This is a genomic window from Chroococcus sp. FPU101, assembly GCF_017312365.1.
Classification (GTDB): Bacteria; Cyanobacteriota; Cyanobacteriia; order Cyanobacteriales; family Microcystaceae; genus Chroococcus.
Genome location: NZ_BLJI01000009.1, coordinates 19,095 through 32,565, shown reverse-complemented (window position 1 = coordinate 32,565; position 13,471 = coordinate 19,095). Strand labels below are relative to the sequence as shown.

General features: G+C 38.3%; 13 protein-coding genes and 1 pseudogene. 10 read left to right on the top strand and 4 right to left on the bottom strand.

All coding sequences use genetic code 11. The annotated features are described in order from the left end of the window. Positions 1-86: 86 nt before the first annotated feature. From CFPU101_RS10410 to CFPU101_RS10385, 7 genes and pseudogenes are all read left to right on the top strand, one after another. Complete coding sequence (locus CFPU101_RS10410) at positions 87-2,261, top strand: PAS domain-containing sensor histidine kinase (RefSeq protein ID WP_206815285.1); 2,175 nt, start codon at positions 87-89, stop codon at positions 2,259-2,261. Positions 2,262-2,316: 55 nt separating this feature from the next. Continuing rightward, positions 2,317-2,766: pseudogene (locus tag CFPU101_RS25545) on the top strand (response regulator); the annotation flags it as partial. Continuing rightward, the gene (locus tag CFPU101_RS25540; RefSeq protein WP_242577870.1) at positions 2,752-3,117 is read left to right on the top strand and encodes a PAS domain S-box protein; all 366 of its coding nucleotides are present in this window, start codon (positions 2,752-2,754) and stop codon (positions 3,115-3,117) included. The pseudogene CFPU101_RS25545 and the gene CFPU101_RS25540, both read left to right, overlap by 15 nt. 126 nt (positions 3,118-3,243) lie before the next feature. Continuing rightward, positions 3,244-3,708 carry a GAF domain-containing protein gene (locus CFPU101_RS10400; RefSeq protein WP_206815283.1) on the top strand — a complete coding sequence of 155 codons (465 nt, stop codon included), beginning with the start codon at positions 3,244-3,246 and terminating at the stop codon, positions 3,706-3,708. A gap of 278 nt (positions 3,709-3,986) precedes the next feature. Further along, positions 3,987-4,991, top strand: coding sequence for a multicopper oxidase domain-containing protein (locus tag CFPU101_RS10395; RefSeq protein ID WP_206815282.1), 1,005 nt, complete (start codon positions 3,987-3,989; stop codon positions 4,989-4,991). Between the two features lie 102 nt (positions 4,992-5,093). Then, positions 5,094-6,140 (top strand): helix-hairpin-helix domain-containing protein, encoded by a 1,047-nt coding sequence (locus CFPU101_RS10390; RefSeq protein WP_206815281.1) that lies wholly within the window; start codon positions 5,094-5,096, stop codon positions 6,138-6,140. A 45-nt stretch (positions 6,141-6,185) separates the two neighbouring features. Beyond that, positions 6,186-7,130 (top strand): FTR1 family protein, encoded by a 945-nt coding sequence (locus CFPU101_RS10385; RefSeq protein ID WP_206815280.1) that lies wholly within the window; start codon positions 6,186-6,188, stop codon positions 7,128-7,130. A gap of 3 nt (positions 7,131-7,133) precedes the next feature. Here the strand turns inward: CFPU101_RS10385 and CFPU101_RS10380 are convergent, their stop codons facing one another. The 3 genes from CFPU101_RS10380 to rpsP all read right to left on the bottom strand — a co-directional run bounded on the left by CFPU101_RS10380 (position 7,134) and on the right by rpsP (position 8,952). Then, entirely contained in the window at positions 7,134-8,138 is a 1,005-nt protein-coding gene (locus CFPU101_RS10380; RefSeq protein WP_206815279.1) for an NAD(P)-dependent alcohol dehydrogenase, read from the bottom strand. 156 nt (positions 8,139-8,294) lie between these two features. Further along, positions 8,295-8,711, bottom strand: a complete 417-nt coding sequence (locus tag CFPU101_RS10375) for a KH domain-containing protein (protein WP_206815278.1) — start codon at positions 8,709-8,711, stop codon at positions 8,295-8,297. After that, positions 8,704-8,952 carry a 30S ribosomal protein S16 gene (gene rpsP / locus CFPU101_RS10370; protein ID WP_206815277.1) on the bottom strand — a complete coding sequence of 83 codons (249 nt, stop codon included), beginning with the start codon at positions 8,950-8,952 and terminating at the stop codon, positions 8,704-8,706. Before rpsP ends, CFPU101_RS10375 begins: the two co-directional genes overlap by 8 nt. 363 nt (positions 8,953-9,315) lie before the next feature. Here rpsP and CFPU101_RS10365 point away from each other — a divergent pair, with 363 nt between their 5' ends. After that, entirely contained in the window at positions 9,316-11,139 is a 1,824-nt protein-coding gene (locus tag CFPU101_RS10365; protein ID WP_206815276.1) for a hypothetical protein, read from the top strand. A gap of 60 nt (positions 11,140-11,199) precedes the next feature. On the opposite strand, the gene CFPU101_RS10360 is transcribed toward CFPU101_RS10365, so the two are convergent. Then, positions 11,200-11,529 carry a 4a-hydroxytetrahydrobiopterin dehydratase gene (locus CFPU101_RS10360; RefSeq protein WP_206815275.1) on the bottom strand — a complete coding sequence of 110 codons (330 nt, stop codon included), beginning with the start codon at positions 11,527-11,529 and terminating at the stop codon, positions 11,200-11,202. Between the two features lie 280 nt (positions 11,530-11,809). Here CFPU101_RS10360 and CFPU101_RS10355 point away from each other — a divergent pair, with 280 nt between their 5' ends. Next, complete coding sequence (locus tag CFPU101_RS10355) at positions 11,810-13,216, top strand: PP2C family protein-serine/threonine phosphatase (protein WP_206815274.1); 1,407 nt, start codon at positions 11,810-11,812, stop codon at positions 13,214-13,216. A 21-nt stretch (positions 13,217-13,237) separates the two neighbouring features. Continuing rightward, a complete protein-coding gene (locus CFPU101_RS10350) occupies positions 13,238-13,465 on the top strand; it encodes a hypothetical protein (RefSeq protein ID WP_242577861.1) in 228 nt (75 codons plus the stop codon). Positions 13,466-13,471: the final 6 nt, after the last annotated feature.

Below are 13,471 nucleotides of genomic sequence, written 5' to 3'. Positions count from 1 at the left end.
AAATAGTCCGAGAAAGTACGGGTTTAGGTGAGAGTGGCGAAACTTATTTGGTTGGTTCAATTGTTACCAAAAACACTTTAATTTCGATGGATAAATTAAATAATATGAATGCGTTTCCCAATGGTGTCAATAGTGTTGGTATTGATGCCGCTATACAGGGGATCAATGGTTCAGGTTTATATCGCAACTATTCAGATATTCCAGTTTTGGGTGTCTATCGTTGGCTGAAATATCAAGATTTAGCGTTGTTGGTGGAAATGGAACAAGATGAAGCGTTTGCACCTGCACGTCGTCTTGCTACAACGATTGTTTTAGTCGGTTTAGTGTCTGTTGCAACTCTGATGATGGGAGTTTATTGGTTATCGCGTCAGTTAACCTTGTCACGTGAACAGCTAGAAAACTATAGTCACGAACTCGAAGAACAAGCACAAGCTTTACAACAAGAAATAGCCGATCGCATTACGGCTGAATCGGCTCAAGCTAAGTCTGAGGCTGAGTTACGCGCTTTATTCGCAGCGATGACGGAACTGATTTTTGTTTTGGATGCTCAAGGAAAGTATTTAAAAATTGCACCAACGAATAATCAAACCTTAATTCAATCTACTGAATTAATTTTAGGAAAAACCCTACATGAAGTTTTTTCCATTGAACAAGCGGATCTTTTTTTAAGTTATATTCAAACCGCTTTAAACACTCGACAAACAACACATTTTGAATATAGTTTATCGCTAAGTCAAAAATTAACCTGGTTTGATTGTAGTATTTCGCCAATTTCTCTTGATTCAGTGATGGCTGTGGTTCGAGATATTACCCAACGAAAACAAGCCGAAGAAGCGATGCAACAAGCGAAAGAAACGGCTGAGAAAGCAAACCGAGCAAAAAGCGAATTTCTAGCGAATATGAGTCATGAATTGAGAACGCCTCTTAATGCAATTCTTGGCTTTACTCAAGTGATGAATCGCGATTTAATTCGTAATCCTTTACTTTTATTACAAAGTCATGAGCAAACCTTAGAAATTATTGGTAGAAGTGGTGAACATCTGTTAGCATTAATTAATGATGTTCTATCAATGGCAAAAATCGAAGCAGGAAAAATCACACTTCAAGAAAGTAGCTTTGATTTTTTGTATCTGTTGAAAACCCTTGAAGAAATGTTATATCTTAAAGCTACATCTAAAGGTTTACAACTTCGGTTTGAAATTGCCTCAGATTTACCACAATATATCTATACGGATGAAAGTAAGCTACGACAAGTTTTAATCAATTTATTGGGAAATGCAATTAAATTCACTGAAAATGGACAAGTTATTTTAAGAGTTAAAACCTCTCAAGAAAAAACTCTGGTTTTTGAAGTTGAAGATACTGGAAAAGGAATCGCTCATGATGATTTAAACAGTATTTTTGAAGCCTTTATTCAAAGCGAAGCAGAGCAACATTCTAATCAAGGAACAGGCTTAGGTTTACCTATTAGTCGTCAGTTTATTAATCTAATGGGTGGTGAAATAACGGTTACTAGCCAATTGGCAAGAGGCAGTTTATTTCGCTTTGAAATTCCTTTAAAAATTGCTGAAGACATTAATATACAGCCACTAACAACTTTTCAAAAAGTGATCGGTTTGGCTTCAGAACAACCTCAATATCGTATTTTAATTGTTGAGGATAAATGGGAAAATCGTCAACTTTTACGCCGAATTCTTGAACCCCTGAGCTTTGAAATTCAGGAAGCAGAAAATGGACAACAAGGAATAGAAATTTGGCAAAATTGGCAACCTCATTTAATTTGGATGGATATGAGAATGCCTGTGATGGATGGATATGAAGCAACACAACGCATCAAGAAGACCACAATGGGACAGGCTACAGTAATTATTGCATTAACGGCGAGTGCATTTGAAGAAAAGCGATCGCTCGTTTTATCAGCAGGATGTGACGATTTTGTTAGTAAACCTTTTCAAACAGCAGAAATATTTGAAAAAATGGCTAAACATCTTGGAATTCAATATGTTTTTGCTCAAGATTCAACAATGCTTACTGACTCTATTTTCAACGATGATACAATGATACAAGATCTTAATGTGATGCCTATCTCATGGCGACAACAACTTTATCAAGCAGCAAGTGAAGCCGATGAATCTCAAATTTTGACGCTAATTCAACAAATTCCGTCATCTGAAGCTTTTTTATCTCAAACTCTAACTTCATTGGTTGAAAATCTTCAGTTTGAGCAGATCATGGAAAAAGCACAAAACACATTAAAATAAAATATTAAATGTTCAAGATATATACATAAATTAATGAATTTATTGTTTAAATTAAATGTTTTTAGCTCAAAAAATTGATAAACCAAGTTTCAAAATTCTGGTTGTTGATGATACGATTGATAGTCTGCGTCTAATTGCGAATATGCTAACAGATCAAGGTTATCAAGTCCGTAAAGTCCTCAATGGTCAAATGGCTTTAACGGCGGCTCAATCTGCACCACCTGATTTGATTTTACTAGATATTAATATGCCTCAAATCAATGGCTATGAAGTGTGTCAACAACTAAAAGCTAATTCTTTGACTAGCCATATTCCAGTAATTTTTATTAGTGCTTTAGATGAAGTTTTAGATAAAGTTAAAGCTTTTGCGGTGGGTGGAATTGATTATATTACTAAGCCATTTCAATTTGAAGAAGTAATTGCTCGTGTTGAAACTCAACTCACAATTCGTTTTTTGCAACAACAGCTAGAAGAACAATCTCAAAAAGCGATTTATACACAAGAAAAGTACCATCGTTTTTTTCAATATTCTGATCTCGGTATTTTTGAATTATCATCACAAGGAATATATCAAAGTGTTAATGATTATTTAGCTAAACTGTATGGCTATGATTCACCTGAACAAATGATCACTCATTTAGTCAGTCCAGAAAATAATCTATATATTCAATCAAATCGTTGGGATGAAATTTTAAAGCTTTTAAAAACTCAAGAAAAAATTACAAATTTAGAGTCTCAAATTTATCGTGCAGATGGCTCAATTATTACGGTTTCCGAATCCATTTGGCTTGCTAGAAGTTTATCGACCGACTCATTTTACTATGAAGGAATAATTATTCCAGTTGCCAACATCTAGAGTTATTGCTTTCTAGCTTAATAGTATTTTAAAATTTTACTTTGATTCTTAAAGCTAACAAAAACTTTATCTTGTATCAAGATTACAATAGTTATAGAGCGTTTAATTGTTCCTCGTATTTTATTCATGAATCGTCTGTCAAATAAAGAAACATTGCCTTTACTAAAAAATATTCTGTTTAGCAAAGGAATTCGAGCCGCATTAATTTTTCTTAATAGTCTAACCGAGCATCGATTCAGTGGTCTTTATCGGTTTGATGATGAAGCGTTAAAAAATATTTATTTTTACGATCGTGAAAATCCAACGGTAGAGTCATCCCCCGACGTTCCCGCGATGACTTCCTATTGCGTTTTTGTCCGTAATTCTGGGCAAAAGTTTACGATGGAGAATTCTTTAAACGACGAACGAGTACATAATCATCCCGCTCAACAAGAGGTACAATCTTACTGTGGAGTGCCGCTTGTCGATCAATATGGTCAAGTCTTTGGCACAATTTGCCACTTTGATGTACAACCTCGCTCCATTGCTAGAGTTGATATCGAGCTTATGGAGGAGATGTCATGGCTGCTAAAGAAAAAGTTACCCAATTAAAGCTTTATCTGTTTCTTTCCCCCGCAATTAACATAAATTCAGGTTAATTAACAAAAAAAGTAAATTTTTGCCAAATCACATATTATACATACAATATTAGACTGTGCTTAACCATGTGTTAATTTTTGAGCTTTAAGAGTTAAAGATATTGTTGAGAAATATTAGTAGTTATTAAAAAAAACGTTACGATAAAAATGATTTGTAATTTTCACAAGTTTATTGATTTTAATTATTGCTAGTTGACCTAAAACGCAACTGGTGATTAATCTTCTCTGCTGATGTTTAATTCTCAAGATCTCACCAAGTTAATTAAAGGAAATCGTCGCCAGTTTCTCAAATGGGGACTTGTTACAGGAGTAGGTGCAGTCGGCACAGCCGTTGGACTTAAGGCTTTACAACCGACTCAACGTAAAATAGTACCGATTCCCGAAATATCCGACACGACCAAAATCGAATCAATTGGGATTAATCCCCTAGCTTTCGCTCGTCATTTCGATTATGGCAAGATTATTGAAGAAAATGGTCGTAAAATTCGAGAATTTAGGGTAGAAGCCCGTACAACCCCTGTCAAACTGAATGAAGCTGTGACGTTTATTACTTGGAACCTCAATGGACAAGTACCTGGCCCAACTTTTAGGGCAACAGAAGGCGATCGCATTCGGGTCATTTTCTATAATAAAGCGGGTGGACACTCCCACTCTCTGCACTTTCACGGCATCCATGAGGCGAATATGGATGGAGTGCGCCCCGTCAGAAATGGTTCAGTTTTTATCTACGAATTTGATGCCAAGCCCTATGGCGTTCATTTGTATCACTGTCATATTGCACCTGTAACGCGCCATATCAGCAAAGGTCTTTATGGAATGTTTATTATCGATCCGCCAGAACCCAGACCCCCAGCCGATGAGATGGTTTTAATCATGGCAGGTTATGACATTGATGATGATCAAAAAAATGAACTCTATGCGTTTAATGGGTTACCCGATTATTATATGCACCATCCGATCCCCGTTTGGAAAGATCAACTGATTCGGTTGTATGTCTTGAATATGATTGAATTTGACCCTGTAGCAACATTTCATGTTCATGCCAATATGTTCCAAGTGTATCGTACAGGACGTACCTTAACCCCCACTGAAGAAACGGATGTGATTACCATGGGAACTGCTGAACGGCATATCTTAGAATTGAGCTATCCCTACACTGGTAAGTTTATGTTCCACCCCCATCAAGATCTAATTGCTGAAGAAGGTTGTATGGGTTATTTTGACGTTCGAGAGTAAACAACTTAAGGCAAAAAAGATAAAATTTTGTTTAATTGATAAAGCTTCTCAAAAAATTAAAGTGTATTTTAGGATATACTATTCTTCCTATTGAAAATTTTTATGACTCTAACTGTTATGATGATGATTTCTCAAAAGTATTTACGCTCCATATCTGCAATAACTCTTGTTACCAGTTTGATGGCTTTCACGGGCTGTAGTAACAATACATCGAATAACTCAACCACCTCATCGGCTCCGACGACTACTAGTTCTCCGACTGAGATGGATCATTCGATGCACGGGGGCAAAAAAATTAATATTAATAGCGCGATTTTATCTGAGTTAGATAAGTTAGAAGCAAAATTAGGTGTTCCTGCATTATCCAATAAAATACAAGCCAGTCGCCCCTATGGAAATACTGAGGAACTGGTTTCTAAAAATGTGATCACACAAGAACAATACGATCAAATCAAAGAGATGGTCACAATTCAAGATATTGTTCTGACAGGAGAAGCTAAAGACGTAGATTATATGACCAAACTCGGTTTAATGAAAGGTCATATGATAGTGGCTAAAGAACTTTTAGATTTGAAAAAACCCGATCAAGCTGAACCTCATATCGGACATCCCGTAGAAGAAATTTATGCAGATGTCGAAGATCAACTTAACGAACGCAATGTACCAGAATTTAAAGGAAGCTTAATCGCATTACAAGATTTAGTCAAAGCGGGAGCAAAAGACACAACAAAAGTCGGAACCGAGTTTAAAGGCTCAATATCCAGTATTCAAACTGCGATCGCTGCTTTACCCGAAACACAACGTCAGTCACCAAGTTTTGTTTTACAAGTGATTAACGGTCTTTTAGAAACCGCCAACGCTGAATATACTGCGGCTATAGCCGATGGTAAAATTTCTCAAATCATTGAATATCAAGATTCACGAGGCTTCGTCATTTACGCACAAGACCTATATAAAACGATCGCCCCTCAAATGGAAAAAGAACACCCCGAAGCGCATCAAACCATGATGACAACAATGGCAGAATTAGCTAAAGCATGGCCAGAAGTGGTTGCACCTGCCGCCCCTGTCAAAACACCTGATGAAGTCACTCAATTAGTTAAAAAAATTGAGCAAAATAGCCAAAGTGTGGTTATCCCTCCGTCTTAGAATCCTTATTTACCCGTATTTTTCCTAATTTGACGACTAAAAAACATGAATTGGAGTTCTGCATTACCCACTTTTGTTATTACCCTTCGAGAAGGTGTAGAAGCGGCTCTCGTTGTTGGTATTGTCCTTGCTTATCTCAAAAAATCAGATCGTAGTCAGCTTAATATCTGGGTTTGGACAGCAGTAGGAACTGCGATCACGGCGAGTGCGATGCTTGGCGTACTTTTGAGTCAGTTGATGTATGCCTTGCAATCGGCTAACAAAACCTATGCCCCCGTCGTTGAACCTTTGTTAGAAGCAAGTTTCAGCGTCTTGGCGATTATTTTACTCAGTTGGATGCTGATTTGGATGACAAAACAGAGTCGGCACCTCAAAGGGCAAATTGAAGGAGCCGTCAATCAATCCTTAAAATCGGAAAATAGTTCTAAATGGGGTATTTTCAGTCTGATTTTTATTGCCGTCCTTAGAGAAGGATTTGAAACGGTTCTTTTTATCACAGCAAAATTAAGCGAAAGTATCCCTGCTGCTTTAGGTGCAATTGGTGGTTTACTGACAGCATCAGGCGTAGGTGTGGCTCTCTTTAAATGGGGAATTCGGATTAATTTACGCCGTTTTTTCCAGATTATGGGCATTATCCTACTGTTTATTGTTGCGGGCTTAGTCGTAACTGCTTTAGGTTTATTTGATTCGGCAATGTCAACACTATCGCAGATTGATCGAAACTCAGAAAGCCTTTGTTTTTTCTATGGACGCTTTACAAAAGTGCATTCTTGTGTATTAGGCCCGATGGTTTGGAATTTAGAAAAAGTATTACCAGTTGATCGATTTCCAGGGTTTCTTTTAAGTAGTTTATTTGGATATACCGATCGCTTATATTTAGTACAGATTGCTGCTTATCTCGGTTTTTTGGGGACAGCGTGGGCTTTCTATTCTCGCAGTTTAAGCGCACCTTCGGCCACAAGAGCAAAAGAAGTGGCCAAAAGTCGCTAGTCATTAGGAAACTTTTAAAACAAGGCGATATCGAGGGCTACCATGGCGGAGTTTATTGAGAGCTTCATTTACCTGAGAAATAGGAAACATTTCTGTAATCGGTTCTACACCATGTCTAGCCGCAAAGTCTAACATTTTACCAACGGTTGTAGGACTGCCCAGGGGACTACCCGAAATCGATTTTTGACCTAAAATCATCGGAAAAACCTGAAATGAAAGAGGATTGGGGGCAACACCAACAACGTGTAAACGACCTTTAGGACGTAGGGTAGCTAAATAGTCAGCCCAAGAAAGATCCGCGCTAACCGTAGAAAGAATCATATCTAAAGAACTAGCGATCGCTTTGAGGGCTTCTGGATCACGGGAATTTACAAAATGAGTTGCGCCTAATTCCTTAGCTTCGACTTCTTTATCTGGACTACCCGAAAAAGCAGTTACCTCACATCCCCAAGCTTTTAAGAACCGTAACGCCATGTGACCTAAACCACCAATTCCAATAACACCCACATGATCGGTTGGTTTAATATCAAACTGTACAATCGGATTAAAAACCGTAATTCCGCCACAGAATAGAGGGCCAGCTTTGGCTGGATCAATGCCATCATTTAAAGGAGTTGTCCAACTGTGATGGGCGCGAACTCGATCCGCAAAACCCCCATGGCGACCAACAATTGTACCTTCTGCGGTCAAACAAAGGTTGTGGTTTCCTGACATACACCACTCACACCCCATACAAGAACTGGAAAACCAACCTAAACCGACGCGCTGTCCGATTTGTCGATCTTTAACTCTAGTTCCCGTTGCTGTAATTGTTCCGACGACTTCATGACCAGGGACAAAAGGGTATTGAGTTATACCCCATTCATTATCGAGCATACTCAGATCGCTATGACAAATGCCACAGTACTCGACTTGAATTTCTACATCTTCATCCCCTAGTGGCCCTGGATCATATTCAAAAGGAGTTAACTCGCCCCCTGGTTCAGAGGCAGCGTAAGCACGAATCATAATTAAAATCCCTGTAAAGTAAGATTATAGTGACTCTCAAAGTTATAGTAATCCATTTTGAAAGACACGAATCGATGTAATTCTGTAAATTTAGGTGATTGAAGCGAATTTTTACCTAAAAAATGAGAGACGCGCAATCGCAACGTCTCTGGACAATTAGAATCTTGGAGGTTCAGGACGACGAGAACGCTGTTTACGATTCATTGAATTAATCGGTGGTCGTCGTTCATTGTTGATACTAGGTTTACGTCTAGGGGGTTCAGGTCGAAATTGGTCTTCATCGCTGCTTTCGTAAATTTCGATGTGCAGAGATTGACCGGCTGCGGTTGCTGCTGTTTCTAAAACAGTCCGAATTGCTTGCAGATTTCGTCCACCTCTCCCATAGACTTTTCCTTTATCGCCACCTTCAATCGCCACACGAACCCAGACTCGTCGATTGTGTTTGATTTGTTCACAATCTACACTGATAGATCTTGGAGATTCTAAAAACGGTTCTACGAGAAATCTAACTAGTCCAGAATAATCGGGACTAGCAGCAGTGGCATAAGCTGGTAATGTGGTCACATTAGACATTGACTTGTTCAAATACTTTAGCTTTTTGTAGTATGCTACGAACGGTTTCTGTAGGCTGTGCGCCTTCTTGTAAACGTTTTACGATCGCAGGAACATCTAAACGAGTTTCATCGGTTCTAGGATTATAAAAGCCTAGTTCTTCTAAAGGACGACCGTCGCGACGGCTAGTCCCTCTCATTGCTACAATTCGGTAGCTCACTTCTCTTTTTTTACCAAAACGTTTTAAGCGTAATTTAATCATACTCCAGCCAAAAATATTCCTTGATCAATTTTGACATACTCATGCCACTAATTGCCACGCGATTCCTGTGGGTGATTCTCCGTCTTCGTTGGTCTTAGCAATAGAGGACAAATTCACATTTTTTTAAGAATGTTTTTTGCTAGAGATCAAAATTAATGGGAAAAATGCCTACAGCGATACACTAAAAGAAAGCTAAGTGTTCTTGAAACTCTGATTGACAGAACTTGGTCTCAGGCATCTTAACACTTCGATCACGGTTGCACGTAGGTTTTCAGCCAAAATCATAGCTTCTTAACATTTTTGATAATTGCTGGGACTATATTGGGCATATTAAAGGTAAATTTCTAATTGGAGTCATTCAAAATGAATATAGGAGAAATTTTATTACCCTTGCTGATAGGCGGTGGTGTGGGCGGAGGCGTATCATACTTCCTACAAAAAGGGAGAATCTCAGAAGTCGCTCAACGATATGATCAAAAATATTCACAGACGCGTCAAGATCTTGAGAACGCAGAAGCCGAATTAAAAGAGAAAAAAGCGCAACTATTAGCTTTAAGTCAATCTGAAGCCCGAGCTAAATCAGATGAAGCCCAAGCTAAATCAGAATTGCAAAATTTAGAAGTCAGCTATCGGAGCCATCTAGAGCAAATCGAACGTTCTTACCAAGAACAGTTAGAGGACATCCAACGCCCGCTTAATGTTTCTCCTAAACTAGAAGCCGAATTAGAACAAGCCAAAGCTCAATTACTCGATTATCAAGATGAAATTAAGGCTTATCAAACTCAAATCCTAGAGTTAGAAAAAGCAGTTACGCCTTCTGCCGAACCTGAACCTGAACAAATTCCAATACGGATTCAAGAAATCGAGCAACATCATCAAGCGTACATCGAGGAGTTACAACAAACTTATTCTACTCAACTTCAAGAAATTGAATCAGCCCATCAAGCTGAACTTGCCGAACAACAGCAAACCTATTACATTCAATTCCAAGAGATCGAGCAAGCTTATCAAAATCAAATTGTAGAATTAGAAAAAACTCATCAACATCAAATTCGGGAACTAGAGCAAGCTTATCAATCTCAAATGCTTGAACTACAACAGGCTGAGGCTGAATATGATTCATCAGTCAGTCGAATGTCACAAAGTCCTGACGAAATGAGGCTACCTGCTCAGTTTACTGAACCTTGGGATGAAGATTTCTCTAAAAATACATTGTTAGATACGTCTTTTACTGAAGCTCAAGAAGAAAATATTGCAAAGATTTCTAGTTTAGAAGAATTAGCAGATTTAACCAGTCAGCTTTCAGATGAACCTGAAGAAGTGGCGATGGATGCTCGTCAGCAAGCCGAATTCCTAGCTAGTCAAACTCTGATTGGTGATATTGACTTTTTAGATTCAATGCACTCAGAAGAAGTCAACGACGACGAAGCCGAGATGATGGATGCTCGTCAGCAAGCCGAATTCCTAGCTAGTCAAACTCTGATTGGTGATATTGACTTTTTAGATTCAATGCACTTAGAAGAAGTCAACGACGACGAAGTCGAGATGATGGATGCTCGTCAGCAAGCCGAATTCCTAGCTAGTCAAACTCTGATTGGTGATATTGACTTTTTAGATTCGATGCAATTAGAAACTGAATCAACCTCACAGACAGAAGAAAACGAACCAGCTAATCTCGTACTTGAAGACTTATATAAGGTTGAAGGCGAATTTTCTCACAGTCAAACTCTAGTTGATGAAATGGACTTTTTAGAGTCCTTCAAAATAGATGCTCACAATAATGAGTTTGAACTGGGAGATTTGACTAACATTTCGGAAGACTTTTTTGTTAGCAATGATTTTACACATGAAGAAAATTCCGACTTAGTGCTATCAGCAGAAGAAATCAAAGAGGACAAACAAAGCCTTGATTTAGATATATTCGATTTATTTGATTCGTCAAAAGATGAAGAATTAAATCTAGATGCAGAAATGTCACATAATGGTTACACCAATGGCTCTAATGGTCATTTTAAAAGTGAATTTGAGACTTATCAACCTGATGCTGACCTCGATTTCTTCAAAATGTTAGACGAAAATCATTCCGAATCAACAGAATCTTTAGAACTTGACGCTCAAGTCAACCTTGAAGATTTATTTAGTGAAGATCTGTTTCATTCTGAAAAGGAATCTAGCCCAAAAAACTAGACTCTCTTAATTAGGATAGGTAGCTCACAAAGAAAATGGGTTATTAATTTAATTCGGTGTTTATTTTTGAGTGCCTGTCCTAGTTTCGGCAATTTGAGAAATTATATTAGCTAAATCAAAATCTTTTTGTGTAATTCCTCCCGCATCGTGAGTCGATAGAGTAACGGTCACTCTGTTATAGTTTATTAAAAGATCAGGATGATGTTGCAGTTGTTCAGACGGTTCGACTAATTGATTAACAAAGGCAATCGCTTCAACAAAATTTTTCAAAATAAAGGTTCGTTGTAATTGCTGATTTTGTTGCGTCCAATCGGGTAAACGTATTAGCTGTTGTTGAATTTGGCTGTCACTGAGCTTCGGAACTGGATTAGCCTTAACAGTACTGTTCATGGTGTAAACGAACAATAAGAAGATGGCTAGAAAAAAAGTCTGGGTCAATCGAGTCATCATCAACATTATTAATAAGTAGATCAACCTAATCTTAGATGAAAAGCAAGTTGGGTCTTCTTAATCATTAAAAAAATAATGTGATTATTTCGCCAATTTGTCTAACGAATCAACTATACTATTATGTCTAACTAAGCACATTAGCCCAGATCAGCGTCTAGTTGTCAAGATCTTTACGCAAAAATCGATATACTTTCTTTAAATATAAATCCTTTAATCATTCATGACTGCCCTTCCCTTCCCTCACCAGCCATCATCCCCCAGAGAATTTCCCCCAGAGACGACATCAGTTTTAGCTCTTAAGGAACTGGTGGCGAGTGTATATCGGGAACAAACCAAGGTGCAAAACTTGTTAAGTTCTCTTGGGTTTGCGCTACGGAGTTTTAATAACTTAAATCAGTTTTTAGAATTAACTCCTCTAATGGCAGCCCGCGTTACTGATGCGGATGGCGGCGCACTGATTTTATACAAACCCAATGAACAAATTACACTGGCTCATCTTCATTTCCAAGATGCTCAAGTCAGTCAAGAAATTCGTCAAAAACTAGAAAGTGTCATCGCTCAAGTTAATACATCTGAGCTAACTCAACAACCGCCTCAAGCGAACGCTTCTTTGCCTGATTATCTAGACTATCAAATTAGACAAATTCTCAATCCCACCCTGAAATCATACTGCACCCCAATTTTAGTTAAAAATATCGAACGAGGAAGGCTTTATGTATTTAGCCGCCCTCCTCAATATGTGTGGACTCCAACCCGACGCAAACTCTTACAATTGGTAGCAGATCAAACGGCTGTAGCGATCGCCAATAATGAATTAACCCTAGAACTGCGATCCAAAGAACGTCAAGATCGAGAACTTGAAATTGCTTCAGATATCCAATTACGTCTCTTACCGAGAAAATGCCCCAACATTCAAGGAGTCATTTTAGCGGCAAAATGTAAAACAGCCAATCGAGTCGGTGGCGATTATTATGATTTCATTCCCACCAATTATGATCAACTACGCTCTAATCATTCAGAGGAAACCGTTTCGACTTCGGTTCCTTGGAGTATCGTAATTGGTGATGTGATGGGTAAAGGAGTTCCAGCTGGTTTAATCATGACCATGACGCGAGGAATGTTACGAGCAGAAGTCTTAAACCGTCACACCCCTTCCCATATTTTGCAGCATCTCAATCGAGTCATGTATGCAGATTTAGATAATTCTCATCGTTTTGTGACATTGTTTTATGCTGAATACAATCCCAAAACGCGGATCTTGTCTTATAGTAATGCAGCCCATAACCCACCGTTGATCTGGCAAACAGCAAATCATCAAATTTTTGCTTTAGATACCAAAGGAATGTTAATCGGTTTAGATCCAGACTCAGACTATGAAGACGCTCAGATCCAACTACAATCAAATGATACGATCGTTTACTATACCGATGGCTTTACGGATGCGATGAACCAAAATGGGGAACGCTTTGGGGAGGAACGTTGGCAACAAGCAGTACATCAAGCCTGTAAGATGGAGCAAAATCCACAAGAAATTTTAGATTATTTGTTCAACCAAGTTCAACAATTTATCGGAGTTGGGAATAATAACAGTGACGATATGACTTTGATTGTGATGAAGATCGCATAAGTCACAAGGAGTAACTTGATTATGATTCACTTGGCCGAACAATATCTTTTAAGTTTAATGACGGGATCACAAACTTGGCTCTATCATCCTGCGATGATTAACTTTTTAGCCACCATTAGTGACAAAGATGTCGATATTATCGGTAATGTGCAAACAGCTTTTCATAAATTTGTTGTCACTGGACAAGTTTGGGCTTTAATTATTGGTATTGTGGTGGGATATATGTTTAAAGGCTTTACGTCCTACTAACTTATT

What these genes read in the sequence shown, in the direction of transcription:
- CFPU101_RS10410 (WP_206815285.1), top strand. Translation starts at nt 87, where the DNA reads ATGGATAAATTAAATAATATGAATGCGTTTCCCAATGGTGTCAATAGT.
- CFPU101_RS10400 (WP_206815283.1), top strand. Translation starts at nt 3,244, where the DNA reads ATGAATCGTCTGTCAAATAAAGAAACATTGCCTTTACTAAAAAATATT.
- CFPU101_RS10395 (WP_206815282.1), top strand. Translation starts at nt 3,987, where the DNA reads ATGTTTAATTCTCAAGATCTCACCAAGTTAATTAAAGGAAATCGTCGC.
- CFPU101_RS10390 (WP_206815281.1), top strand. Translation starts at nt 5,094, where the DNA reads ATGACTCTAACTGTTATGATGATGATTTCTCAAAAGTATTTACGCTCC.
- CFPU101_RS10385 (WP_206815280.1), top strand. Translation starts at nt 6,186, where the DNA reads ATGAATTGGAGTTCTGCATTACCCACTTTTGTTATTACCCTTCGAGAA.
- CFPU101_RS10380 (WP_206815279.1), bottom strand. Translation starts at nt 8,138, where the DNA reads ATGATTCGTGCTTACGCTGCCTCTGAACCAGGGGGCGAGTTAACTCCT.
- CFPU101_RS10375 (WP_206815278.1), bottom strand. Translation starts at nt 8,711, where the DNA reads ATGTCTAATGTGACCACATTACCAGCTTATGCCACTGCTGCTAGTCCC.
- rpsP (WP_206815277.1), bottom strand. Translation starts at nt 8,952, where the DNA reads ATGATTAAATTACGCTTAAAACGTTTTGGTAAAAAAAGAGAAGTGAGC.
- CFPU101_RS10365 (WP_206815276.1), top strand. Translation starts at nt 9,316, where the DNA reads ATGAATATAGGAGAAATTTTATTACCCTTGCTGATAGGCGGTGGTGTG.
- CFPU101_RS10360 (WP_206815275.1), bottom strand. Translation starts at nt 11,529, where the DNA reads ATGAACAGTACTGTTAAGGCTAATCCAGTTCCGAAGCTCAGTGACAGC.
- CFPU101_RS10355 (WP_206815274.1), top strand. Translation starts at nt 11,810, where the DNA reads ATGACTGCCCTTCCCTTCCCTCACCAGCCATCATCCCCCAGAGAATTT.
- CFPU101_RS10350 (WP_242577861.1), top strand. Translation starts at nt 13,238, where the DNA reads ATGATTCACTTGGCCGAACAATATCTTTTAAGTTTAATGACGGGATCA.